The organism is Nonomuraea typhae, from assembly GCF_009760925.1.
In the GTDB taxonomy this organism is placed as follows: Bacteria; Actinomycetota; Actinomycetes; order Streptosporangiales; family Streptosporangiaceae; genus Nonomuraea; species Nonomuraea typhae.
Window position 1 is genome coordinate 713,578 of record NZ_VRLV01000003.1, and the last position, 23,521, is coordinate 737,098.

General features: G+C 70.6%; 24 protein-coding genes. 3 read left to right on the plus strand and 21 right to left on the minus strand.

The window, feature by feature from the left end:
- Position 1 precedes the first annotated feature (1 nt).
- On the plus strand, positions 2-886 hold the full coding sequence (locus tag FVE25_RS15440) for a sulfotransferase family protein (protein WP_157247541.1): 885 nt from the start codon (positions 2-4) through the stop codon (positions 884-886).
- Here the strand turns inward: FVE25_RS15440 and FVE25_RS15445 are convergent.
- From FVE25_RS15445 to FVE25_RS15465, 5 genes are all read right to left on the minus strand, one after another.
- On the minus strand, positions 858-2,744 hold the full coding sequence (locus FVE25_RS15445; RefSeq protein ID WP_157247543.1) for an ABC transporter ATP-binding protein: 1,887 nt from the start codon (positions 2,742-2,744) through the stop codon (positions 858-860). The genes FVE25_RS15440 and FVE25_RS15445 overlap by 29 nt on opposite strands.
- Positions 2,745-2,776: 32 nt before the next feature.
- Positions 2,777-3,601 (minus strand): enoyl-CoA hydratase/isomerase family protein, encoded by an 825-nt coding sequence (locus FVE25_RS15450; RefSeq protein WP_157247545.1) that lies wholly within the window; start codon positions 3,599-3,601, stop codon positions 2,777-2,779.
- Between the two features lie 122 nt (positions 3,602-3,723).
- A complete protein-coding gene (locus FVE25_RS15455; RefSeq protein WP_157247547.1) occupies positions 3,724-3,939 on the minus strand; it encodes a helix-turn-helix domain-containing protein in 216 nt (71 codons plus the stop codon).
- Between the two features lie 113 nt (positions 3,940-4,052).
- Positions 4,053-5,651, minus strand: coding sequence for an ABC-F family ATP-binding cassette domain-containing protein (locus tag FVE25_RS15460; RefSeq protein ID WP_157247549.1), 1,599 nt, complete (start codon positions 5,649-5,651; stop codon positions 4,053-4,055).
- Between the two features lie 160 nt (positions 5,652-5,811).
- Positions 5,812-6,474 carry an acVLRF1 family peptidyl-tRNA hydrolase gene (locus FVE25_RS15465; RefSeq protein ID WP_157247551.1) on the minus strand — a complete coding sequence of 221 codons (663 nt, stop codon included), beginning with the start codon at positions 6,472-6,474 and terminating at the stop codon, positions 5,812-5,814.
- 349 nt (positions 6,475-6,823) lie between these two features.
- Between FVE25_RS15465 and FVE25_RS15470 the strand changes: the two genes are divergently transcribed.
- Positions 6,824-7,798 (plus strand): EAL domain-containing protein, encoded by a 975-nt coding sequence (locus tag FVE25_RS15470; protein ID WP_246267046.1) that lies wholly within the window; start codon positions 6,824-6,826, stop codon positions 7,796-7,798.
- On the opposite strand, the gene FVE25_RS15475 is transcribed toward FVE25_RS15470, so the two are convergent.
- Both FVE25_RS15475 and FVE25_RS15480 read right to left on the minus strand, forming a co-directional pair.
- On the minus strand, positions 7,799-8,119 hold the full coding sequence (locus FVE25_RS15475) for an STAS domain-containing protein (protein WP_157247555.1): 321 nt from the start codon (positions 8,117-8,119) through the stop codon (positions 7,799-7,801).
- Positions 8,116-8,811 carry a GAF and ANTAR domain-containing protein gene (locus tag FVE25_RS15480; protein WP_157247557.1) on the minus strand — a complete coding sequence of 232 codons (696 nt, stop codon included), beginning with the start codon at positions 8,809-8,811 and terminating at the stop codon, positions 8,116-8,118. The genes FVE25_RS15475 and FVE25_RS15480 overlap by 4 nt, the downstream gene beginning before the upstream one ends.
- 326 nt (positions 8,812-9,137) lie before the next feature.
- On the opposite strand from FVE25_RS15480, the gene FVE25_RS15485 reads away from it, so the two are divergent.
- The gene (locus tag FVE25_RS15485) at positions 9,138-10,463 is read left to right on the plus strand and encodes an aminotransferase class V-fold PLP-dependent enzyme (protein WP_157247559.1); all 1,326 of its coding nucleotides are present in this window, start codon (positions 9,138-9,140) and stop codon (positions 10,461-10,463) included.
- Here FVE25_RS15485 and FVE25_RS15490 read toward each other — a convergent pair.
- The 14 genes from FVE25_RS15490 to FVE25_RS15555 all read right to left on the minus strand — a co-directional run bounded on the left by FVE25_RS15490 (position 10,460) and on the right by FVE25_RS15555 (position 23,442).
- Complete coding sequence (locus FVE25_RS15490; protein WP_157247561.1) at positions 10,460-11,149, minus strand: carbonic anhydrase; 690 nt, start codon at positions 11,147-11,149, stop codon at positions 10,460-10,462. The genes FVE25_RS15485 and FVE25_RS15490 overlap by 4 nt on opposite strands.
- 34 nt (positions 11,150-11,183) lie before the next feature.
- Positions 11,184-12,029: an ATP phosphoribosyltransferase gene (hisG, locus tag FVE25_RS15495; RefSeq protein ID WP_157247563.1), complete on the minus strand. Its 846-nt coding sequence runs from the start codon at positions 12,027-12,029 to the stop codon at positions 11,184-11,186.
- 14 nt (positions 12,030-12,043) lie between these two features.
- The gene (locus FVE25_RS15500) at positions 12,044-12,307 is read right to left on the minus strand and encodes a phosphoribosyl-ATP diphosphatase (protein WP_157247565.1); all 264 of its coding nucleotides are present in this window, start codon (positions 12,305-12,307) and stop codon (positions 12,044-12,046) included.
- Between the two features lie 353 nt (positions 12,308-12,660).
- A complete protein-coding gene (locus FVE25_RS15505; protein WP_157247567.1) occupies positions 12,661-14,589 on the minus strand; it encodes a DEAD/DEAH box helicase in 1,929 nt (642 codons plus the stop codon).
- 292 nt (positions 14,590-14,881) lie between these two features.
- Positions 14,882-15,244, minus strand: a complete 363-nt coding sequence (locus tag FVE25_RS15510) for a metal-sulfur cluster assembly factor (RefSeq protein WP_157247569.1) — start codon at positions 15,242-15,244, stop codon at positions 14,882-14,884.
- Positions 15,241-15,678 carry a Fe-S cluster assembly sulfur transfer protein SufU gene (gene sufU, locus FVE25_RS15515; protein ID WP_157247571.1) on the minus strand — a complete coding sequence of 146 codons (438 nt, stop codon included), beginning with the start codon at positions 15,676-15,678 and terminating at the stop codon, positions 15,241-15,243. The genes FVE25_RS15510 and sufU overlap by 4 nt, the downstream gene beginning before the upstream one ends.
- Before the next feature lie 2 nt (positions 15,679-15,680).
- Positions 15,681-16,934, minus strand: a complete 1,254-nt coding sequence (locus FVE25_RS15520) for a cysteine desulfurase (RefSeq protein ID WP_157247573.1) — start codon at positions 16,932-16,934, stop codon at positions 15,681-15,683.
- Positions 16,934-17,680, minus strand: a complete 747-nt coding sequence (gene sufC, locus FVE25_RS15525; RefSeq protein WP_157247575.1) for a Fe-S cluster assembly ATPase SufC — start codon at positions 17,678-17,680, stop codon at positions 16,934-16,936. The genes FVE25_RS15520 and sufC overlap by 1 nt, the downstream gene beginning before the upstream one ends.
- A complete protein-coding gene (locus FVE25_RS15530) occupies positions 17,680-17,997 on the minus strand; it encodes a non-heme iron oxygenase ferredoxin subunit (RefSeq protein WP_157247577.1) in 318 nt (105 codons plus the stop codon). The genes sufC and FVE25_RS15530 overlap by 1 nt, the downstream gene beginning before the upstream one ends.
- A complete protein-coding gene (gene sufD, locus FVE25_RS15535; protein ID WP_157247579.1) occupies positions 17,994-19,118 on the minus strand; it encodes a Fe-S cluster assembly protein SufD in 1,125 nt (374 codons plus the stop codon). The genes FVE25_RS15530 and sufD overlap by 4 nt, the downstream gene beginning before the upstream one ends.
- Entirely contained in the window at positions 19,118-20,530 is a 1,413-nt protein-coding gene (gene sufB / locus FVE25_RS15540) for a Fe-S cluster assembly protein SufB (RefSeq protein ID WP_157247581.1), read from the minus strand. Before sufB ends, sufD begins: the two co-directional genes overlap by 1 nt.
- The gene (locus FVE25_RS15545) at positions 20,527-21,267 is read right to left on the minus strand and encodes a helix-turn-helix transcriptional regulator (protein ID WP_246267048.1); all 741 of its coding nucleotides are present in this window, start codon (positions 21,265-21,267) and stop codon (positions 20,527-20,529) included. The genes sufB and FVE25_RS15545 overlap by 4 nt, the downstream gene beginning before the upstream one ends.
- A gap of 91 nt (positions 21,268-21,358) precedes the next feature.
- Positions 21,359-22,582 (minus strand): multidrug effflux MFS transporter, encoded by a 1,224-nt coding sequence (locus FVE25_RS15550; RefSeq protein ID WP_157247583.1) that lies wholly within the window; start codon positions 22,580-22,582, stop codon positions 21,359-21,361.
- Between the two features lie 83 nt (positions 22,583-22,665).
- Positions 22,666-23,442: a VOC family protein gene (locus tag FVE25_RS15555; protein ID WP_157247585.1), complete on the minus strand. Its 777-nt coding sequence runs from the start codon at positions 23,440-23,442 to the stop codon at positions 22,666-22,668.
- Positions 23,443-23,521: the final 79 nt, after the last annotated feature.

Consider the following 23,521-nt stretch of genomic DNA (forward strand, 5'->3'; position numbering starts at 1 on the left):
TATGCGACTCCCGCCCCACATCCTCGTGGTCAACGGCATCAAGGTCCGCCGCCCGGTGTTCGTGCTGGGCGCCCCGCATTCGGGTGCGGACCTGGTGGCGCGCGCGTTGAAACGTTCCCCCGGCTTTCACGTGACCATGGGACGGCCGTGCGTGGCCCACGTGCTGTACGCCTTCGCCCGCAAGCCGTCCATCGCGCGGAGCAGCGGCGCGGCCCGCGTGCTGCGCGACGCGCTGGCCGAGTCGTGGCAGGTGCTGCGCGACTCGTGCGGGACGTGCCCGGACACCTGCCGCGAGGCGGGCGGGGTGACCGGCCTGGGCCCCTGCGTGGCCACCAACACGGTGACCCGTTTCGGCGACGCCGGCCCCGATCTTCTCTACAGCGCGCCCGTGCTGCAGCGCGCCTTCCCCGACGCGCGCTTCGTCCAGCTGATCCGCGACGGGCGCGACGTGGCCGCCGACATGCTCGACGACCCCGCGTGCCTGGCCTGGTTCCGGCCGGTGATGCTGGCCGAGGGCACCGAGTTCCCCAACGACTTCCTCGGCCTCAAGCGCGACGAGCACGGCGAGCGCTGGAAGGACCTGCCCGTCGCGGGCAAGTCGGCGCTGCGCTGGCGCAGCGCGGTCCGCCTCAGCGCCTCCCTGCGCCGCGACCTGCCCGCCGAGCAGTTGCTGACGCTGCGCTACGAGGACCTCGTCCTGCGCCCGGCCCGGTCGGTCGCCGGGCTGGGCGAGTTCCTGGAGACGCGCGTGTCGAAGGTCGCCCTGTACGGCCGGCGCGTCCCGGAGGTCGGCTCCTGGCGCACCCGGCTGCGCCCCGGCGACCGGGCGCTGGTGGAGAAGGTGGCCAAGGACGAGCTCACCCGGCTGGGCTACCTGTCGAGCTGAACTGGGTGCGGTACAACTCGGCGTAGAGGCCGCCGCGCGCCAGCAGCTCCTCGTGCCCTCCGCGCTCGGCGACCCGGCCGTCCTGGATGACGAGGATCTGGTCGGCCTCGCGGATCGTGGACAGGCGATGGGCGATGACCAGCGAGGTGCGCCCGGCCAGCGCCGTCTTCAGCGCCTGCTGCACCGCCGACTCCGACTCGGAGTCCAGGTGGGCGGTGGCCTCGTCGAGCACGACCACCCGGGGCGCCTTGAGCAGCAGCCTGGCCAGCGCCAGCCGCTGCTTCTCGCCGCCGGACAGCCGGTAGCCGCGGTCGCCGACGACGGTGTCGAGCCGGTCGGGCAGCGACTCGACGAGCTCGGCGATCTGCGCGGCGCGCAGCGCCTCCCAGATCTCCTCCTCAGTGGCGCCGGGGCGGGCGTAGCGCAGGTTCTCGCCGATGGTGTCGTGGAAGAGGTGGGCGTCCTGCATGACGACGCCGATGGTGTCGCGCAGGGAGGCGAGCGTCGCCTCGCGCACGTCCAGGCCGTTGACGCGCACGGCGCCGCCGTCCACGTCGTACAGGCGGGAGACCAGGGAGGTGATCGTGGTCTTACCCGCGCCGGAGGGGCCGACCAGGGCGATGAGCCGGCCCGGTTCCGCGGTGAACGAGATGCCCTTGAGCACCGGGTGCGAGGGGCCGGTGTCCTGGCGGGCCACGGACTCCAGCGAGGCCAGCGAGACCTCCTCGGCCGCCGGGTAGCGGAAGCTCACGTCGTCGAACTCGATCGTGACCGAGCCCTCGGGCACCGGGCGGGCGCCGGGCTTCTCGGCGACCATCGGCTTGAGGTCGAGCACCTCGAAGACGCGGTCGAAGCTGACCAGGGCCGTCATCACGTCCACGTGCACGTTGGACAGCGAGGTCAGCGGGCCGTACAGGCGCATGAGCAGGGCGGCCAGGGCCACCAGCGTGCCGAGCTCGAAGACGTCGCGGGTGGCCAGCACGCCGCCGATGCCGTAGACCAGCGCGGTGGCCAGGGCGGCGATCAGGCCGAGCGCGACCCGGAACACCGTGCCGTACATGGCCACGGTCACGCCGACGTCCCTGACTCTGGCCGCGCGTCCGCTGAACAGCCCGGTCTCCTCCTGCGGCCGGCCGTACAGCTTGGCGACCATCGCGCCCGCGACGTTGAACCGCTCGGTCATCACCGAGCTCATCTCGGCGTCCAGGACCATCTGCTCGCGGGTCAGCGCGGACATGCGCCGGCCCACCCACTTGGCGGGCACGATGAAGATCGGCAGGAGGACCAGTGCGACGAGCGTGACCTGCCACGACAGCACGATCATGGCGCCGAGGACGACGATCAGGCTGATCACGTTGGCGACGACCGTGGACAGCGTGCTGGTGAGGGCGCGCTGGGCGCCGATGACGTCGGTGTTGAGCCGGGAGACCAGCGCGCCGGTCTGGGCGCGCATGAAGAAGGCCACCGGCATGCGCTGGACGTGGTCGAAGACCTCGGTGCGCAGGTTGTAGATGAGCCCTTCGCCGACGCGCGCGGAGAACCAGCGCAGGGCCAGGGTGAGCCCGGCGTCCACCAGGGCGAGCGCGGCGATGGCCACCGCCAGCCCGATGACCACGCCGGGCCGCTTGGGCAGGATGCCGTCGTCGATGATGGCCTTCATCAGCAGCGGGTTGGCCACCACGATCACCGCGCCGGCCACCACCAGCACCAGGAACACGGTGATCTGCCGCGCGTACGGCCTGGCGTAACGGGCGATGCGCCGCACGGTGCCCGGCTTGAGCCGCTGGTTGACCACCGATTCGTCGCGTTTGAGCGAGCGCATCACCTGCGGGCCGAAGCCTCCGCCCATCATCGCCATCACTCACCGTTCAGCACCGGCCCTGCCCCGGCTCATTCCCCGCGCGCGAACAACGCCTTGATCCTGAGTCCCTGCTCGGCCCGCTCGGCGGCGCACTGTTCCTCGAGGGTCCGCCCCGGCGCCCCCCTGAGCAGCCGCTTGGTCGCCGCCGCCGCGTCCCTGTTGGTCGACAGCAGCTGCGCCGCCTTCTCTTGTACGGCTTGCGCCAGCTCGCCCGGCGTGACGACCCGTTCGGCCAGGCCGATCCGATACGCCTCCTCCGCCTCGACGACGCGGGCGGTCAGGCACAGGTCCGTCGCCTTGGCCAGCCCCACGAGATCGACCAGCGGCTTGGTGCCGGTCAGGTCGGGAACCAGGCCCAGCGCGGGCTCCTTCATGCAGAACTTGACGTCGTCGGCCACGATCCGCAGATCGCAGGCGAGCGCGAGCTGGAATCCGGCGCCGATCGCATGGCCCTGCACGGCCGCGATCGAGACGATCTCCGGTCGGCGCAGCCACAGGAACCCCTGCTGCGCCCGCTCGACCGTGGAGTCGAACGAAGCCTGATCCTGCCGGGCCACAGAGCCGAACGAGCCCTGCCCGGGCACCCCCTCAGGTGTGAACATGCGCAGGTCGATCCCTGCCGAGAAGGACGGTCCCTCACCGTTCACCACGACGACGCGGACCTGCTCCGGCAGGTTCTCGCCGATGCGGGCCAGGGCCGACCAGGTCGCGAACGTCTGTGCGTTGCGTTTGTCCGGCCGGGCCAGCGTGATCGTGGCGATCTCACCGTCCACCTCGAAGCGCAGGCCCGCCTCTTCGACAGAGGCGTCCTTCGCACTCCCCCCGCGCGCATAAGGCGCCTTCGCTTCCGTCATCGCCCGCTCCCGTCGTCGCTGTGCCGTCGCGCCCGAGCTTACAGAATAAGATTCTGAACTCGGGCGCGACGGCCGGTCGACTGGAGACGAAGCGGCTGCGGTCGCGACGTTCCGAGGCGGCCTTAGCGCTTGGACTTGCCTCGGGTCGCCCCGCCGCGCCCGCGCAGAGTCACGCCGGACTCGCTCAGGATGCGGTGGATGAACCCGTAGGACCGGCCGGTCGAAGCGGCCAGGGCGCGGATGCTCTCACCCGCGGCGTAGCGCTTCTTGAGATCACCGGCCAGCTTGTCGCGGTCGGCCCCGGTCACCCGGGTGCCTTTCTTCAGAGTCTCGGCCACGAGTACCTCCTGTAGTGCCAGACTTCCGCAGCGTTACACCGCCATGATCAGTCATTTCAGCGGGATCGGCTACCTACTCCACGGGAAAAGATCCGTACCCACTCAAATTCCGATCAGGCGAGTGCCACAAGATCGGAAAATTCCTCGCTCCATGCGTCTTCAGTTCCGTCCGGTAGCAAGATCACCCTATCCGGTGAAAGAGCATCAACGGCACCCTCGTCATGGGTAACCAGGACGATTGCTCCTGAATACGACCTCAAAGCACTGAGGACCTGCTCCCTGGAGACCGGGTCGAGGTTGTTGGTGGGCTCGTCCAGGAGGAGGACGTTGGCGCTCGACAACACCAGCAGGGCGAGGGCCAGCCGGGTTTTCTCCCCGCCCGACAGCACCCCGGCGGGCTTGTCGACGTCGTCGCCGGAGAACAGGAAAGATCCGAGGACCTTTCTCAGCTCGGTGTCGGTGAACTCGCCGCCGGCCGAACGCATGTTCTCCAAAAGCGTGCGATCCGCCTCCAGCGTCTCGTGCTCCTGGGCGTAGTAGCCGACCTTGAGACCGTGCCCGGGGCGGATCTCGCCGGTGTCCGGGGGCTCCAGGCCGCCCAGGATGCGCAGCAGCGTCGTCTTGCCCGCGCCGTTGAGCCCGAGGATCACAACCCGGTGACCTCGGTCGATGGCCACGTCGACGTCGGTGAAGACCTCCAGCGAGCCGTAGGACTTCGACAGCTCCACCGCCTGCAGCGGAGTCTTGCCGCACGGGGCGGGCTCGGGGAAGCGCAGCTTGGCGACCTTGTCGCCCTGCCGCTCCTCCTCGGTCCCGGCCAGCAGCCGGTGTGCGCGGCGCATCATGTCCTGGGCCGCCTTGGCCTTGGTCGCCTTGGCCCGCATCTTGTCGGCCTGGGCCAGCAGCGCGCCCGCCTGCTTCTCGGCGTTGGCCCGCTCGCGCTTGCGCCGCTTCTCGTCGGTCTCCCGCTGGGCCAGATACGCCTTCCAGCCGACGTTGTAGTGGTCGATCACGCACCGGTTGGCGTCCAGGTGGAGGACCTTGTTGACCGTCGCTTCAAGAAGACCGACGTCGTGACTGATGATCACCAACCCGCCCTGATGCGATCGCAAAAAATCACGAAGCCACCCGATTGAGTCGGCATCAAGGTGGTTTGTCGGTTCGTCCAGAAGGAGAGTTTCCGCTCCACTGAAAAGAATGCGTGCCAATTCCACCCGCCTGCGCTGACCGCCCGAGAGCGTTTCGAGCGGCTGCTTCAGCACCCGGTCCGGCAGGCCCAGGCTGGAGGCGATCGAGGCCGCCTCCGCCTCTGCCGCATAGCCGCCCAGCACGTGCATCTGGTCCTCGAGCCGGCCGTACCTGCGCACGGCCTTCTCCCGGGTCTTCTCATCGGCCGACGACATGCCCAGTTCCGCCTGGTGCAGCTTGCGCAGCACCTCGTCCAGGCCGCGCGCCGACAGGATGCGGTCGCGCGCCAGCACCTGCAGGTCGCCGGTGCGCGGGTCCTGCGGCAGATATCCGACGCTCCCCGTCGTGGTGACGGACCCGGCCGCGGGCAGCCCCTCTCCCGCCAGCACCTTGGTCAGCGTGGTCTTACCGGCCCCGTTGCGGCCCACGAGCCCGACCTTGTCGCCCGGGTTGACGCGGAACGTGGCCTTCTCGATCAGCAGGCGCGCACCGGCGCGCAGCTCGATGTCAGTAGCAAGGATCATGATGAAAGGAACGCTCCCGGGCTAGGAAGAGAGCGTCGGAGACGCCGGGCATGCTGCGCCGCTTAACCGGGAGTGTGCGCGGATCAGTCTACGGTCACCGTCCGCCCACCCGCGTGCTTCGGCAGATCCCGGCATCCACCGGCCGGAGGCACGGCCGCTCTCAGCCGGTCGCGCCCTCGGGGTCCACCACCCGGATGCGCACCGCCCGGAACTGGGCGGGCGCCTCCTTGAGCACGGCCAGCCTCGGATCGGGCACCACCAGGAACGGCTCGGCCTCCAGCGCCAGCAGCGGGGCCAGCCGCCGGTCGCCCCGCAGCGCCTCCGCGGCCTTCCTGTCGCCCCCGAGCACCACCGCCTCCAGCGCCCCCAGATACGGCGTCAGCACGCGGTCCGCGGTGGCCGCCGCCGCGTCGAACGCCTGCTCCGCCTGAAGCGCCCGCCGCCGGGCGAAGCGCTGCTGCGACCACCCGCCCGCCGCCGTGCGCCCCTGGACCAGCCGCGAGCCCACTTTGGAGACCACCAGGTCGCTTCCCCGGAAGACGCCTGCCGCGTAGCCGCCGAGCCGTACGAGGACCACGCCGACGCACCGGGCCCGGCCCGCGTGCGCGACCAGCCCGGACACGTACGGCGGCCCCTCGGGAAGCGGCGGGAACGGCGGATGCAGCTCCGCCAGCGCCCCGTCGGCGGCCCGCAGCCGCACGACCGCGGCGTCCCCCGCGGCCTCGAAGGGCCCGTGCCGGTCGGCGAACCCGTCGATCCACTTGTTCAGCCGCTCCGGCGCCACCGACACCCAGCGGCCCCCGCCCTTCGCCGGCCCCTTCATGCCGGAAGGCTATCCGTTCCCGTACGGCGAGGCCGCCCCGGCCATTACGGCGGTTCGTCAACCTCCGGTTAGGTCGGCCCCCTTCAGGGACCGCCTCCGCGCGAGAGTCGTTTGGGGGCATCCGATTCCGCCTCGCCCGGACACCCGCCGCCCCGGACACCTGCCGGGCAACACCCTCTACCCCAATGGTTTTACGATGATTTGACCGAATATGCGGACATCCGATTCCCTGGTTCGGAGGTAGGGAACTGTCGCTGAAATGTGAGTGAACTTACTGTTCCCCGACTTATGCCGCACCTGCTATCAGGCGGATCATTTTTCCGTGTCTTCCCAGTTCACAGCCCCTGTCTTGGATCTTGACACGGGGGCGGTCATCGCGACGCACGCCACTGACAGCGTCCCCCAGGGGCCGCTGCCGCTGCTGCTCGACCTGCCCGTTCAGGTGGTCCTGAACGGAGCCGGCGCGCTGGCCCCGCTGCACGAGGCGCTCCGCCGTGCCGGACGGCACCCGAGGGAGGTGGTGCTGACCCTCAGGGGCACGTGCACGGACAACGACCGGGAACTCTTCAAGGTCGGCCTCGACGGCCTGCGCACCCTCGGCTACCTGCTGGCCTTCAGCGGGGCGGGCGGCGTCCCGCTGGACCTGATCGCGCACTCCTCGCCCTACCTGCTCACGATCGAACCCGAGCTCCTGGCCCGCATGCCGCGCGACCACCGCAGCGCCGCCGTCGCCCGCGCCATCTCCACCCTCGCCCGCGGCCTGGGCGCCCACGTGCTCGCATCCAGCGTCGAGACCGAGGCCGAGCTCGCCGCCGCGCGCGACTCCGGGGTACGGCTGGCCTACGGGCCCCTGCTCGCCCCCGGCCCCGACGGGCGGGTGCACGTGCCCCTGCCCAAGGTCGAGGAGACCCCGGAGGCGCTCATGCTGGGCCCACGGGTGCAGGAACTGCTGATGCCCGCGGTGACGCTGCCCGCCCAGGCCGTGGCCGAGGACGTCGTGGCGGCGTTCGGGCACGAGCCGTCGATCACCAGCGTCATCCTGGTCGACGAGTACCAGCGGCCCAAGGGCAGCCTGGACCGCAGCCGGTTCCTGCTGTCGTTCGCCGCCCGCTACGGCCACGCGCTGCACGGCAAGAAGCCCGCCCACCGGCTGGCCGACCCGCCCCGCACGGTGCCGCGCACGACCCCGGCCGTGGCGGCCATGCAGGCGGCCGGGCGCGACTCGACGCGGGTGTACGACGACCTGGTGGTGACCGACGAGCTCAACCGCTGCCTGGGCATCGTGCGCGTCTCCGACCTCATGCGGCACGTGGCGAAGACCTGATCACTCCACGCTCAGGAGGTCGTCGAACCCGAGCAGCGCGATGACGCGCAGCAACGGCCGTCCGGGGCGGCGCAGCACCAGCGTCCCGCCGCCGCCGCGCATCACCGTGTCGGCCCACAACAGAACCCGCAGCCCGGCCACGTCGGCGAAGGTGACCGCGCCGGCGTCGACCACCAGCCGCCTGGGCCCGCCACCGTCCAGCCGGCCGTCCAGGAACTCGTCCAGGCGTTCGCGGAGCACCTGCCCGCCCGCGGTGTCGAGATCCCCCTCCAGGACGGCGTACAGGGTCCCCGACGGGGCCAGACGCACCACCACATTCACGGGGTCTGCTGGCCGAGGACCTCGGCGGCCACGTCCACGATGCGCCGCCGGTTGTCCCGTGCCCGCTTGCGCAGGGCGGTGAACGCCTCGTCGGCGGTGAACGACAGCCGCCCCATGAGGAAGCCGATCGCCCGCTCGATCAGCACCCGGTAGTCCAGCGCGTACTGGAGCTGCTTGGCCAGCGCGCCGTGCTCCTCGGCGGCCAGCGCGCTGGCGACGACCTGCTCGATGATCTTGGAGTAGGAGTGCAGGGCCTGGATGTCGGTCGCGTCCCATTCGATGGGCTCGGCCCGGTAGACGTTCAGGGAGCCGACCGGTCCGCCGGCCAGCCGTACCGGCACGCCCGCGACCGCGTGCACGCGCGGATGCAGCAGCGCGGCCAGCAGCGGCCAGCGCGTGTCCGCCTGGGCGTCGGCGGTGGTGATGGCGGTGTCGTGCAGATAGGCGTCCATGCACGGTCCCTGGCCCACCTCCTCCTGCGCGCGCTCCAGCGAGCGTCCCGGCTCGTCGGTGGCGATGAGGTAGCGCAGCGTCCTGGTCTCGTCGGCGAACATGAGCCCGGCGCCGTCGTAGCCGAAGATGTCGTCCACGGCCTGCACGATGCGCGCCAGGTGGTCGCCGATGCTCGGGTCGGGCCCCTCGTGGCGCAGCCGCTTCAGGCTGGCCAGGAGCGCCTCTTCGTCGATGTGCATGCCTGCCCTTCCTCGTAGGTGTTCCCGGTGTGGTCGCACCGGCGTGGCGGGCTCAGCGTGGGCGCCTCGGTAATCGGGCGCTCCTGCCACCTGCCCGAGACCGGCGGGTTCTACCACGGAGGTCGCCGCACGGCATGGGCGAAAGGAAGGATCGCGGGCATGAAGAATGCACCTCCGGCGTGGGAAAAAGGCCCGCGGACACACGGCGGGGTGCTTGCCCGCAACAGTAGGCGACGCGGCACGGCGGCGTCCAACTGCGGGCCGAAGTGAAACCGTGACGCCGTGGCGCTGGGCATGAGCCCGTGCCGGAGGGTAAGCAGGACAACATGACGCAGCCGCTGAACAGACGGGCCCTGCTCAGCGCCGGGCTGCTGGCCGGTGCCGGCGCGTGCACCTCGTCGTCCTCCCCGTCGCGCCCCGCCGCGCCGCCGTCCTCGGCTCCGCCGTCCTCGGCGCCGTTCGAGCCCGGCGACTGGGCCTCGGTGCGCGCCCAGTTCACCATGCCGGCGGATCGGGCGGACTTCGCCGCGTTCGTCCTGGCCAGGCACCCGGCCCCCGTGCGCGAGGCCGTGGCCCGCCATCGCGCCGCCCTGGACGCCGACCCCGAGTACCTCCCGCCGGGCGGCGACCCCGACCAGGCCGTCCGGGAGGCCGCGGCCCGCTACCTCGGCGGCGCCCCGGAGCAGATCGCGCTCACCGACAGCACCACCATGGGCCTGGCCCTGCTGTACGCCGGCCTGCGGCTGCGCCCCGGCCAGGACGTCCTGACCACCGAGCACGACTTCCTGGCCACCCACGAGTCGCTCAGGCTGCTGGCCGAGCGCACGGGCGCCAAGGTCCGCAGGGTCCGCCTCTACGACGCGCCGGCCCGGGCCTCCGCCGATCAGATCGCCGGCCGGCTGCGCGCCGCGATCGGCCCCCGCACCAGGATCGTCGCCGTCACCTGGGTGCACTCCAGCACCGGCGTCCGGCTGCCGATCAAGGAACTGGCCCGGGTCGTCGCCGAGGCCAACAAGAACCGCGACGAGAAGGACCGGGCCCTGCTGTGCGTGGACGGCGTGCACGGCTTCGGCGCCATGGCCGACGGCCCCGGCGACCTGGGCTGCGACTTCCTGGCCAGCGGCACCCACAAGTGGCTCTGCGGCCCGCGCGGCACCGGGATCGTGTGGGGCCGCGCGTGGGAGGCCGTGGTCCCGGTCATCCCGAGTTTCGGTCAGGTCAGTTTCGACTACTTCACCATGGGCGAGACACAGCAGCCCGTCACCGCCGCCTACCACACGCCCGGCGGCTACAAGGCATTCGAGCACCGCTGGGCCGCCAAGGAGGCGTTCACGTTCCAGGAGGCCATCGGCAAGGACCGCGTCCAGGCGCGCATCCAGGAACTCGCCACCCGCCTCAAGTCCGGCCTGAGCTCCCTCCCTCACGTCAAACTGGCCACACCCGTCTCGCCGGAGCTTTCGGCCGGTCTGGTCTGCATGTCCGTGGACGGCTTCGCCAGCCCCTACGAAGCGGTGGCCAGGCTCCTCGACCGCCACCGGATCGTCGCCGGTTCCACGCCCTACCGGGAGTCGCTGCTGCGCTTCGGCACCACCATCATGAACACGCCCGAGCAGGTCGACCAGGCGATCAAGGCGATGGCCGCGCTCCGCTAGATCAGCCTGACCACTTCGCCGGTGTCGAGGTCGTAGCGGGCGCCCACCACCCGCGCCCGGCGCAGCAGCGGGTCGGCCCGCAGCCGGGTCACCGTGGCCCGCGTGTGCCCGGCGATCATCTGCTCGGCGTCGGGCGAGTAGACGGGCTTGAGCGCCTCCACGATCCGCTGCTGCTGGCCGGGCAGGGTCGTGCCCGCGGACAGCGCCCGGGCGGCCGCCGTGACCGCCCCGCACCGCCGGTGCCCCAGCACCACCACGAGCGGGGCCAGCAGGTCGGCCGGGCCGTACTCGATGGCGCCGGTCACCAGCGGGTCCACGGTGTGCGCGGCGGTGCGGATCACGAGCAGGTCGCCCACGCCCGCGTCGAAGACCACCTCCGGCGGCACCCGCGAGTCGACGCAGGTCACCACGACCGCGAACGGCTCCTGACGCCCGGCCACCGCCCGCCGCCGCGCCGCGCTCTGCCGCGGGTGCCGGACGCTGCCCGCCGCCCACCGCCGGTTGCCGCGCATGAGCGCCGCCCACGCCTCCTCGGCCGTGGCGGGGCGGTCCTCCTCGGGTACGGCGGCGCCGGACCTGCCCAGCGCCACCCCGCCGGCGAACGCCCCGCCGGACACCAGGGCCGCGCCGAGCACGACCCCGGTGTTGACCATCAGATGACGACGGGTGGTTCCTTGCTCACGCACGGCAACGATGGTCGCCGCGCCATGGGAAACACCGCTATAGCCGACATGCGTAGATGTCGGTGACCAGAATGGCTCTTGCGCCGATGTCCCACAGCTGATCCATCACGTGCTGGTGGCCCTTGCGGCGGACCATCGCGCGCACGGCCACCCACCCCTCGCGGTGCAGCGGCGAGACCGTCGGCCCCTCCATGCCGGGCGTGAGCGCGATGGCCTCCTCGATCCGCTCGGCGCGGATGTCGTAGTCCATCATCACGTAGTCACGGGCGTGGATCACACCCTGCAGGCGGCGGATGAGCTGGTCCAGCCCGGGCGCGTCGGCCGCCTCGCGCCGCCGGATCAGGACGGCCTCGGAGCGCATGATCGGCTCCCCGAAGACCTCCAGCCCGACGTTGCGCAGCGTGGTGCCCGTCTCGACCACGTCCGCGACCGCGTCGGCCACGCCCAGCCGGATGGCCGTCTCCACGGCGCCGTCCAGCTTGATCACCCGGGCGTCCACGCCGCAGTCGGCCAGGTACTTCTCCAGCAGCCCCGGGTAGGCGGTCGCCACCCGCATCCCGTGGAGATCCTGGACCGCGCCCATGTGCCCGGAGCCGGCCGCCAGCCGGAAGGTCGAGGCGCCGAACCCCAGCGGCATGACCTCCTCCACCGGCGCGCCCGAGTCGATGAGCATGTCGCGCCCGGTGATGCCCGCGTCGAGCGTGCCCTCGCCGACGTACACGGCGATGTCCCGGGGGCGCAGGAAGAACAGCTCACAGGAGCTGTCGGCGTCGACGACCACCAGCTCCTTGCTGTCCTTGCGAGGCCGGTAGCCGGCCTCCTTGAGCATGATCTGGGCCGCCTCGCTGAGCGTCCCCTTGTTCGGTACGGCAAGCCGCAACATCGGTGGTCAACTCCCTACAGGTGCTTGTAAACCTCGTCCAGCCCGATACCCCGGGCGATCATCAGCACCTGCACGTGGTACAGCAGCTGAGAGATCTCTTCGGCGGCGCGGTCCTTCGACTCGTGCTCGGCGGCCATCCAGCTTTCCGCCGCCTCCTCCACGACCTTCTTGCCGATGGCATGGACGCCGGCGTCGAGCGCGGCCACGGTTCCCGATCCCTCGGGCCGGGTGCGCGCCTTGTCGGACAGCTCGGCGAACAGCTCTTCGAAGGTCTTCATGATCTCTCTCGTCGGTCGGTCTCGATCTGCGGGTCCAAGCCTAACGTTCGCGGCGGACCTGCAGGTGCTCCGTCCGGAGGCCGAGACGCGTCGGTGTTTCGGGCCGTCGATAACGAATCGAAAGCGCTCTCCGCTACGCTCACCGGCTGTGTCGGGGGACGCGTGCCCACACGGGCGCGCCGGACACGACGGGGCGGCTGCGGCCCGCCGTGCCCTCCACGGGGTACGGCGGGCATCGGCCAGAAACACCGGAATCCCGGCCGATCGCACGATCGGCCGGGATTCAGCGGTCGTCACCGGCGCGACGGAGCGCCGGAGGGGTGGCGCAACGGGGCGCCGGCCAACAGGGTGGCTCAGCGGCCGTAGCGGCGGCCGGAGTTGCCGGGGCGGTAGCCGTCACGGGGACGGTCGCCGCGGTCGGCCGAGAACGGGCGGCGCTCGCCACGGTCGTCGGCGCGGAAGGCGCCGCCGCGGGGGCCGCGGTCGTCGGAACGGAAGGGACGCGCGCCACGGTCGTCACGGAACGCGCCACGCTCGTCCGAGCGGAAGCCGCCACGGGGGCCGCGGTCATCGCCGCGGAACCCGCCACGGTCGCCCGAGCGCACGTCACGCCGGTCGTCGGCGCGGAAGCCGCCACGCTCGTCCGAGCGGAAGCTCCCCCGGTCCTCCGAACGGAACCCGCCACGCTCGTCCGAGCGGAAACCCGCCCGGTCGTCCGCGCGGAACCCGCCCCGGTCGTCGGAGCGGAAGGGACGCGCGCCGCGGTCGTCGGCGCGGAAGCCGCCCCGGCCCTCGCCGCGGAAGCCGCGCTCGCCCTGCCGGAACCCGCCACGCGGCCCGCGGTCGTCCCGCTCCCGGCGGCCGTCGCCGAAGGTCCGGGGCTGCTCACCGTCGGAGTGACGCTTGGGGAAGCGCTCACCGTCCTCGTGCCGGCGAGCGCCGTCCTCGTGGCGGCGCGGACGCCGCTCGCCGTCGAACTCGCGGCGCGGACGGCGCCCGCGGCGCTCCGAGCCGTTGCCGCCCTCACGCCGGGGCCGCAGCGGCTTGCGCACGTCCGGCTCCCACACCGGGATGGGCTCGCCGCTGGGCGTACGGGCGCCGGCCACCTCGGCCAGCCGCGGGTGCCCGGGCGTGGCCTTGAGACGGAACGGGTGGATCCCGGCCCGGCGGGTCAGCTGGTCGGTGGAGCGCCGCTCGTTGGGCAGGACCAGGGTGACGACGGTCCCCTTCTCCCCGGCCCGGGCGGTGCGGCCGCCGCGGTGGAGGTAGGACTTGTGGTCCTGCGGCGGGTCGACATGCAGCACGAGGCTGATGTTGTCCACGTGGATGCCGCGGGCGGCGACGTCGGTGCAGACGAGGACGTTCACGCTGCCCTCGCGGAACTCCGACAGGATCCGGGTCCGCTGGTTCTGGCGCTTGCCGCCGTGCAGGCCGCCGGCGCGGACGCCGACCCGGGCGAGCTGCTTGCAGAGCCGGTCGACGCCGTGCTGGGTGCGCACGAAGATGATCGTGCGCCCCTCGCGGTTGGCGATCTCGGCGGCCACGTCGAACTTCTCGTCGCGGGTCACCTGCATCACGTGGTGCTCCATGGTGTCGACCGGGGAGGTCGCGGGCGCCACGGAGTGGGTGATGGGGTCCTTGAGGAACTTCTGGACCAGCTTGTCCACGTCACCGTCGAGGGTGGCGGAGAACAGCAGACGCTGGCCGTCGGCCGGGGTCTGGGCCAGAAGGTCGGTCACCACGGGGAAGAAGCCCAGGTCACACATGTGGTCGGCCTCGTCCAGGACGCTGACCTCCACCTCGGACAGCGAGCACTCGCCCTGGCGGATGAGGTCGCCGAGGCGGCCGGGGGTGGCGATGACGACGTCGATGCCACGGCGCAGCGCCTCGATCTGCTTGCCCATGGACATGCCGCCGACGACGACCTTCATGCGCAGCCCGAGGCCGCGGCCGAGGGGCTCGAGGGCGTCGTGGACCTGGAGGGCGAGCTCACGGGTCGGGACCAGGATCATGGCGCGCGGGTGCTTGGGCCTGGGCCGCTCGCCGGCGATGCGGGAGAGGGTGGGCAGGCCGAAGGCGAGCGTCTTGCCGGAGCCGGTCTGGCCGCGGCCGAGGACGTCGTTACCCGCGAGCACGTCGGGAATCGTCGCGCTCTGGATGGGGAAGGGTGCGGTGATGCCCTGGCGGGCCAGGCCGTTCACGAGCGGCGCCGGCAGACCCAGCAGCTCGAACTCGGACGGACCCGACTCCGGAGAGGTTTCGGGCAGGGCAACGTCAAGCATGGTCACGAACATCGTGCCTTTCAGTCGAAGTGGCGCGTCACTTCTGCGAAAGGACGAGCCGGGACGTACGGCGGCGCCGTACATGTGCATGAGGTACACCTCGGGGTGGGGACGAGCCCGCCTTGATGGAGGCGGTCGTCTACGCGCACCCGGTGCCGGCGCAGGCGGCTGAAGACGCGCGATGATGCGTCAGGTGCACGTGGTGCCAACGCGGGAGGGGGTCAACGGTATTCCCGCCCTGGCACGCTGAAACGGCTGACGCGGGCTGCGCCAGCCGTACAGCAGAAAAAGATCAGACGTTGAAGCCTAGCATACGGAGCTGCTCGCGCCCCTCGTCGGTGATCTTGTCGGGGCCCCACGGCGGAAGCCAGACCCAGTTGATCTTCACGTCGGAGACCATGCCGTCCAGGGCCGAGTGGGCCTGGTCCTCGATGACGTCGGTCAGCGGGCAGGCGGCGCTGGTCAGGGTCATGTCGATGGTGGCCACAGGGCGGGCGCCCTCGGCCGGGTCGAGGTTGAGGCCGTAGACCAGGCCGAGATCGACCACGTTGATGCCGAGCTCGGGGTCGACGACGTCCTTGAGGGCCTCCATGACCTCATCGACGGTGGCCTCCCCGTCGTACCCCTGCGTCGGGGTCTCCGTTGGCTTACTCATGAGGAACTCCTCACCACAGCGTCCTTGTAGGCCATCCACGACAGCAGCGCGCACTTCACCCGCGCCGGGAACTTCGCCACCCCGGCGAAGGCGACCGCGTCGCCGAGCACGTCCTCGTCGGCCTCGACCTTCCCCCTGCCCTGCATGAGGCGGGTGAACTCGTCGACCACGGACAGCGTCTCGTCCACGGTCGAGCCGGTGGCCAGCTCGTGCAGCACCGAGGCGGCGGCCTGGCTGATGGAGCAGCCCTGGCCCTCGTACGAGACGTCCTCGATCTTGCCGCCGTGGCCGACCTTGACCCTGAGCGTGATCTCATCGCCGCACGTCGGGTTCACGTGGTGAACTTCCGCGTCGTACGGCTCGCGCAGCCCCCGCCCCTGCGGGTGCTTGTAGTGTTCCAGGATCAGCTCCTGGTACATCGACTCGCCGATCATGACTATGCGAACACCTTCTGGACGTGATGGAGGCCGCGCACCAGGGCGTCGATCTCGCCCGTGGTGTTGTACAGGTAGAACGACGCCCGCGTGGTCGCCGGTATTCCGAAGCGCAGATGCAGGGGGCGCGCGCAATGGTGACCGACGCGGACCGCGATCCCGAACTCGTCGTCGAGAATCTGCCCGACGTCGTGCGGGTGGATGCCGTCGAGGGTGAAGGAGACCGTGCCGCCGCGCTCCTCGAGCGTGGACGGGCCGATGAGGCGCAGCGACGGGATCTCGCGCAGCGCGTCGAGGGCGTAGGCGGTCAGCGTGCGCTCGTGCGCCTCGATCGCCTCCATCCCGGCGTTCTGCAGGTAGTCCACGGCGGCGCCGAGACCGATGGCCTCGACGATCGGCGGAGTGCCGGCCTCGAACTTGTGCGGGTAGGGCGCGTAGGTCGAGTGGTCCATCCAGACCGCCTCGATCATCTCGCCGCCGCCCAGGAACGGGGGCATGGCCTCCAGCAGCTCGCCGCGGGCCCACAGCACGCCGATGCCGGACGGGCCGAGCATCTTGTGGCCGGTGAAGGCGACGAAGTCGGCGCCCAGCTCCGCCACGTTCACCGGGTGGTGCGGGACGGACTGAGAGGCGTCGAGCATGACCAGCGCGCCGGCCTCACGGGCGCGTCGCGCCACCTCGGCGACCGGGTTGACGGTGCCGAGCACGTTCGACTGGTGCGCGATGGATACGATCTTCGTCCGGTCCGTGATGACCTCGCCGGACAGGTCGAGCCGGCCCTCGTCGGTCACCCCGAACCACTTCAGCGTGGCGCCGGTGCGCTGGGCCAGCATCTGCCACGGCACGATGTTGGAGTGGTGCTCCATCTCGGAGATGACGATCTCGTCGCCGGGGCCCATCGTGAAGCGCGGGTCCTCGTTGGTGCGGTTGCCGAAGGAGTAGGCGACCAGGTTGAGGGCCTCGGAGGCGTTCTTGGTGAAGACGATCTCGTCGCGCGAGGGAGCGCCGACGAACCCGGCCACCTTGTCGCGGGCGTCCTCGTACGCCTGCGTGGACTCCGCGCCCAGCACGTGCATGGCCCGCCCCACATTGCTGTAGTGCATCGCCAGGTGCTCGCGCATGGTCTCGACGACCTGCGCCGGCTTCTGCGAGGAGTTGCCCGAGTCGAGATAGACCAGCGACCGGTTGCCGGGCAGCTCGCGGGAGAGAACCGGGAAGTCCTTCCTGATCCTCTCCACGTCGAACGCGCCACTCATTAGACGGCAGCCTTCGTGTATGCCTCGTAGCCCTCGGCCTCCAGCTTGTCGGCCAGCTCGGGGCCACCCTCCTCGACGATCTTGCCGCCGGCGAAGACGTGCACGAAGTCCGGCTTCACGTAGCGCAGGATGCGGGTGTAGTGGGTGATCAGCAGCACGCCGGTCTCGCCGGAGGCGCGGAAGCGGTTGATGCCCTCCGACACCACGCGCAGGGCGTCGACGTCGAGGCCGGAGTCGGTCTCGTCGAGCACCGCGATCTTCGGCTTGAGCAGCTCGAGCTGCAGGATCTCGTGGCGCTTCTTCTCACCGCCGGAGAAGCCCTCGTTGAGGTTGCGCTGGGCGAAGGCGGCGTCGATGGCCAGCGAGTCCATGCCGGACTTGAGGTCCTTGGCGAACTCGCGCAGCTTCGGCGCCTCGCCGCGGATGGCGGTGACGGCCGAGCGCAGGAAGTTGGAGACCGAGACGCCGGGCACCTCCACCGGGTACTGCATGGCCAGGAACAGGCCGGCGCGGGCCCGCTCGTCGACCGACAGTTCCAGCAGGTCGACGCCGTCCAGCAGCACCTCGCCGCCGGTGATGGTGTACTTCGGGTGACCGGCGATCGCGTAGGCCAGGGTCGACTTGCCCGAGCCGTTGGGGCCCATGATGGCGTGCGTCTCGCCCGCCCTCACGGTGAGGTTGACGCCGCGGAGGATCTCCTTGTCCTCGACGGCGACCTTCAGGTCACGAATCTCAAGTGTGCTCACTATGACTCCTGCGCGAGCGAGACGAGCACGTCGTCGCCCTCGATTTTGACGGTGTAAACGTTCACGGGTCTGGTGGCCGGCGGGCCGGTCGGCTTGCCGCTGCGGATGTCGAAGCACGATCCGTGCAGCCAGCACTCGAGGGTGTCGTCGTAGACCTCGCCCTCGCTGAGCTTGACCTCGGCGTGGGAGCAGATGTCGTGCAGGGCGAACACCTCGGCGCCCTTGCGCACGAGCGCCACCGGCGTCTCACCCACTTCGGTGCCGATCACACCCCCGTCGGGGATGTCGGCGACACGGCACACCTTTTCGTAGCTCACCGGGCCAGCTCCGCTTCCACCGCGCTCATCACGCGCTCGCGGATCTCCTCGACCTCGATCTTCTCGATGAGCTGGCCGAGGAAGCCCCGGATGACCAGGCGGCGAGCCTCGTCGTAGGGGATGCCGCGGGCCTGGAGGTAGAACAGGTGCTCGTCGTCGAGGCGGCCGGAGGTGGAGGCGTGGCCGGCCCCGGCGACCTCGCCGGTGAGGATCTCCAGGTTGGGCACCGAGTCGGCGCGGGCGCCGTCGGTGAGGATGAGGTTGCGGTTGAGCTCGTAGGTGTCGGTGCCCTCGGCCGCCACCCGGATGATCACGTCGCCGATCCAGACGGCGTGCGCGTCCTCGCCCTGCAGGGCGCCGCGGTAGTCCACGTTGCTCTTGCAGTTGGGCTCGGAGTGGTCGACCAGGAGACGGTGCTCCAGGTGCTGCTTGGCGTCGACGAAGTACACGCCCGACAGGTCGGCGTCGCCGCCCGGGGCGGTGTAGGAGACGCTGGGCGACAGCCGTACCAGGTCGCCGCCGAGCGTCACCACGAAGCTGCGGAAGGTCGCGTCCTTGGCGAGCTGGGCGTGGTGGTGGGAGACGTGCACCGCGTCGTCGGCCCAGTCCTGCAGGCTGACGACCTTGAGCGTGGCGCCGTCGCCGACCACGAACTCGACGTTGTCGGCGTAGACGGCCGAGCCGTCGTGCTCGATCACCACGGTGGCCTGGGCCAGCGGCTCGACGACGACCACGATGTGGCCGTAGGCGGCGCCCTGGGCGCCGTTGCCCTTGATCTCGATGGAGATCGACTCGGTGGGCGCGGCCTCCTTGGGGACGGTCACGACCAGCGCCTTCTCGAAGGCGTTGTACGCCTGGGCGCTGACCCGGTCGGCCGGCGCGTACGCCTTGCCGATGCGGGTGTCGTCGCGCCCGACCCACTCGCTCTGCACGCCCTCGGGCGTCCGGACCTGGGTGACGACCTGGGCGGAGGCCGCGGCGGTGCCGTTGTGCAGGCCCTTGAGGCGCGACAGCGGCGTGAAGCGCCACTGCTCCTCGCGGCCCGTGGGCACCTCGAAGTCCTCCAGGTTGTAGGAGGACTTCTCGTGCAGGGTCGACAGGGGCTTCTCGTTCAGGCCCATCAGCCGACGGCTCCTTCCATCTGCAGCTCGATCAGGCGGTTCAGCTCGAGGGCGTACTCCATGGGGAGTTCGCGGGCGATCGGCTCGACGAAGCCGCGCACGATCATCGCCATCGCCTCGTCCTCGTCGAGGCCGCGGCTCATGAGGTAGAACAGCTGGTCCTCGCTGACCTTGGAGACCGTGGCCTCGTGGCCCATCGAGACGTCGTCCTCGCGGACGTCGACGTAGGGGTAGGTGTCGGAGCGGCTGATCTGGTCGACCAGGAGCGCGTCGCACTTGACCGTGCTGGCGCTGCCGTGGGCGCCCTCCTCGATCTGCACCAGACCGCGGTAGGAGGTACGGCCGCCGCCGCGCGCCACCGACTTGGAGATGACGCTGGAGGAGGTGTGGGGGGCCAGGTGGACCATCTTGGAGCCGGCGTCCTGGTGCTGGCCCTCGCCGGCGAAGGCCACGGACAGGGTCTCGCCCTTGGCGTGCTCGCCCATGAGGTAGACGGCCGGGTACTTCATCGTGACCTTGGAGCCGATGTTGCCGTCGATCCACTCCATGGTGGCGCCCTCGTAGGCGACGGCGCGCTTGGTGACCAGGTTGTAGACGTTGTTGGACCAGTTCTGGATGGTCGTGTAGCGGCAGCGGGCGTTCTTCTTCACGATGATCTCGACGACCGCGGAGTGCAGCGAGTCGCTGGAGTAGATCGGCGCGGTGCAGCCCTCGACGTAATGCACGTAGCTGTTCTCGTCGACGATGATCAGCGTGCGCTCGAACTGGCCCATGTTCTCGGTGTTGATCCGGAAGTACGCCTGCAGGGGGATCTCGACCTGGACGTTCGGCGGCACGTAGATGAAGGAGCCACCGGACCACACGGCGGTGTTGAGGGCGGCGAACTTGTTGTCGCCGACCGGGATCACCGAGCCGAAGTACTCCTTGAACAGCTCCTCGTGCTCGCGCAGCCCGGTGTCGGTGTCGACGAAGATGACGCCCTTCTCCTCGAGGTCCTCACGGATCTTGTGGTAGACGACCTCGGACTCGTACTGGGCGGCGACACCGGCGATGAGGCGCTGCTTCTCCGCCTCGGGGATGCCGAGCTTGTCGTAGGTGTTCTTGATGTCGGCGGGCAGCTCGTCCCAGGAAGCGGCCTGCTTCTCGGTGGAGCGCACGAAGTATTTGATGTTCTCGAAGTCGATGCCGGTGAGGTCGGAGCCCCAGGTCGGCAGCGGCTTCTTGCCGAACAGCCGGAGGCCCTTGAGCCGCAGGTCGAGCATCCACTCGGGCTCGTTCTTGAGTGCTGAGATGTTGCGGACGACCTCTTCGGACAGGCCGCGCTTGGCCGCCGCGCCCGCGGCATCCGGGTCGGCCCAGCCGAACTTGTAATTCCCGAGGCCTTCCAGCTCCGGGCGGTCGGTGACAGTCACCTTCCGGTCTCCTTGCTCTCAGTGTCCAGTCGGCCGCTCACCGGGCCCCGCCCCCGTAGCGGGTTCTGGTGCGCGTCCTGTATCCGTACGGGGCTGACGTGCGTGGTGCAGACCCCGTCGCCGTGTGCGATGGTGGCCAGGCGCTGCACCGGGGTGCCGAGCAGACGCGCGAACGCCTCCGTCTCGGCCTCGCACAGCTGCGGGAACTCCGCGGCCGCGTGCGCCACCGGGCAGTGGTGCTGGCAGAGCTGGTCTCCGCCGGACTTGGCCTTGCTGGCCGAGGCGGCGTAGCCCTCCGCCGACAGCGCCTGGGCCAGCACATGGACGCGCTGATCCTCCGGCACTGTCGCCATGACCGGCTCGAGCCGCTGCAACAGGCTCATGACCTGCGAGCGGGCGAACTCGGTCACCGCTTCTTCGCCCATGTGATCGGCCAGGAAGCGCAGGGCGCTGTTGGCCAGGTCGTCATAGGCGTGCTCGAAAGCACTTCGCCCCGCGTCGGTGATGGCGAACAGCTTGGCCGGCCGCCCTCGGCCGCGCTGTCCGCGCGGCCGCATCGCACGAGGTTCGATCATCCCGTCGGCCAGCAGCGCGTCGAGGTGGCGCCGGACTGCCGCGGGCGTGAGCCCGAGCCGCTCGCCGAGTGCGGCGGCCGTGACGGGACCGTGCTCCAGGATGAGACGAGCGACACGGGCGCGGGTGCCGCGCTCATGTCCCGGCTCATTCGAGGAGCTCACGTTTTTCACAACATCAGTGTGCCGTAATTCCTTCCCGCTTCTCAAACGGATCCGGAGATGCGGAGAATGCAATTTCTCACGCAGGTTAGCCTTACCTAACACCGCGCCGGAGCAGGGCGAAGGCGATTCCGGCGGCGAGGATGAGACCGAGCATCACGACCGCCATCGGCACCGCCGTACCCGAGCCCGCCAGGCCCACCAGCGGGGCGGCGAGCGCGCCCAGCGCGAACTGCAGCACGCCGAGCAGCGCCGACGCGCTCCCGGCCACCTGCGGGGGCTGGCTGCCCAGAGCCAGGGCGCCGGTGCCCGGCAGCACCAGGCCCTGCCCGCACATGATGACGAACAGGCCCGCCACGATGCCGCCCAGGCCGAGCCCGGCGGTGGCGGCGGCCGTCAGCAGCGCGCCGCCCGCCAGCGCGACGACCAGGCCGACCTGGACGAGGCGGACGGGCGCGACGCGACCGGCCAGGCGCCCGCCCACCTGCGCCATGACGGTCAGGCCGAGCGCGTTGAGACCGAAGATCAGGGAATACTGCTGCGGGCTGGCGTGGTAGACGCCCTGAATCACGAACGGCGAGCCGGAGATGTAGGCGAACATCGCGGCGAAGGACAGGCCGGCCGTGAGCGCGCAGGCCATGAAGGCGCGGTCGCGCACCAGCTGCCAGAACGTCAGGACGGTGTGCTTGAGCCCGCCGCTCTCGCGCTCGCCGGCCGGGAGCGTCTCCTTGACGCCGGGGATGACCGCCAGCAGCAGCACCAGGCCGAGCAGGCTCAGGGCCACGAAGACGCCGCGCCAGGAGGTGAACGTCAGCAGCTGCGCCCCGGCGATCGGGGCCAGGATCGGCGCCAGGCCGCTGACCAGCATGAGCGTGGCGAAGATGCGGGCGATGGCGGCGCCGTCGTACAGGTCGCGCACGACCGCCCGGACGATGACCAGGGCGGCGCCGCCGAGGACGCCCTGCAGCAGGCGCAGCGCGATGAGGACGGGGACGTTCTGGGCGAAGGCGCACAGCAGGGAGGCCAGCGCGAAGCCGCCGACGCCGATGATCAGGGGGCCGCGGCGCCCGCGCACGTCGCTGATCGGACCGGCGAGGATCTGGCCGAGCGAGACGCCGATGAGACAGGCGGTGAGCGTGAGCTGCACCTGCGCGGGCGCCGAGAGCATCTCCCCGGTGATGGCCGGCAGGGCGGGCAGGTACATGTCGATGGCCAGGGGCCCGATGGCGCTCAACGCGCCCAGGATGACCAGGAGCGGTCCGCGGCGCCCTCCCTTGACTCCCGATGCGGTCGCCGGAGTGGCCTCTGCCACGGACATGCCCGTACCCCTCTCCCTCGCAGGCCGATGACCCACGAGGGCCGAGGGGTTGAACGGGAATTAGGTCAACCTAATTCCCTATTTCAGGAATTTTCGTGAAGCTGGATCACGGCGAAGGCCGCGCCCTGCGGGTCCGTGAGGATCGAGAACGGCCCGGGCGGCGCCTCCACCTTGTCCACCACGACGGTGGCGCCCTTCTCGCGGGCCTTGGCCAGCGTCGCGTCGAGGTCGGCCACGGAGAAATAGGTCATCCAGTGCGAGGGCACCTGAGGCGGGTAGTCCGGGGAGATCGCCATCATGCCCGCGATGCTGCGCCCGGCGTTGTGCCACTCGGTGTACTCGAACTCGCCCATCGACGAGGTCTGCGGCTCCCAGCCGAAGACCGCGCGGTAGAAGCCGGTGGCCGCCTCGACGTCGCGGGTGGCCAGCTCGTTCCAGCAGAAGGCGCCCGGCTCGTTGACCAGGGCCGCGCCGTGGTGGTTGCCCGGCTGCCAGACGGAGAAGAAGCTGCCGTCGGGCCCCTGGAAGACGCCCATGATCCCCTCTTCGAACACCGGGAACGGCTCGGCCACGACCGTGCCTCCGGCGTTCTTGACGCGATCGGCGACCTCGGCGGCGTTGTCGGTGGAGACGTACATGTTCCACACCGGCGGCATGCCCTCGGCCTGGAGGGGGCCGACCCCGGCCACGACCTTGTCGCCCACGCAGAACTGGCCGTATCCGCCGGCGGCCGGGTCGTCGACCATCTCGGCCCGCCAGCCGAGCAGGTCGCCGTAGAAGTCCACGGCAGCGGCGACGTCGGTGGTGGACAGATCCACCCAGCAGGGAACGCCCGGATCATAGGCGCTGCGTACTGACACCTTCCCCCTCCTTATGTGAGATAGCCCACACTCACCCAATCACGTCCCATGCCACGCGTCAGGCGACTTGACGGGTTCG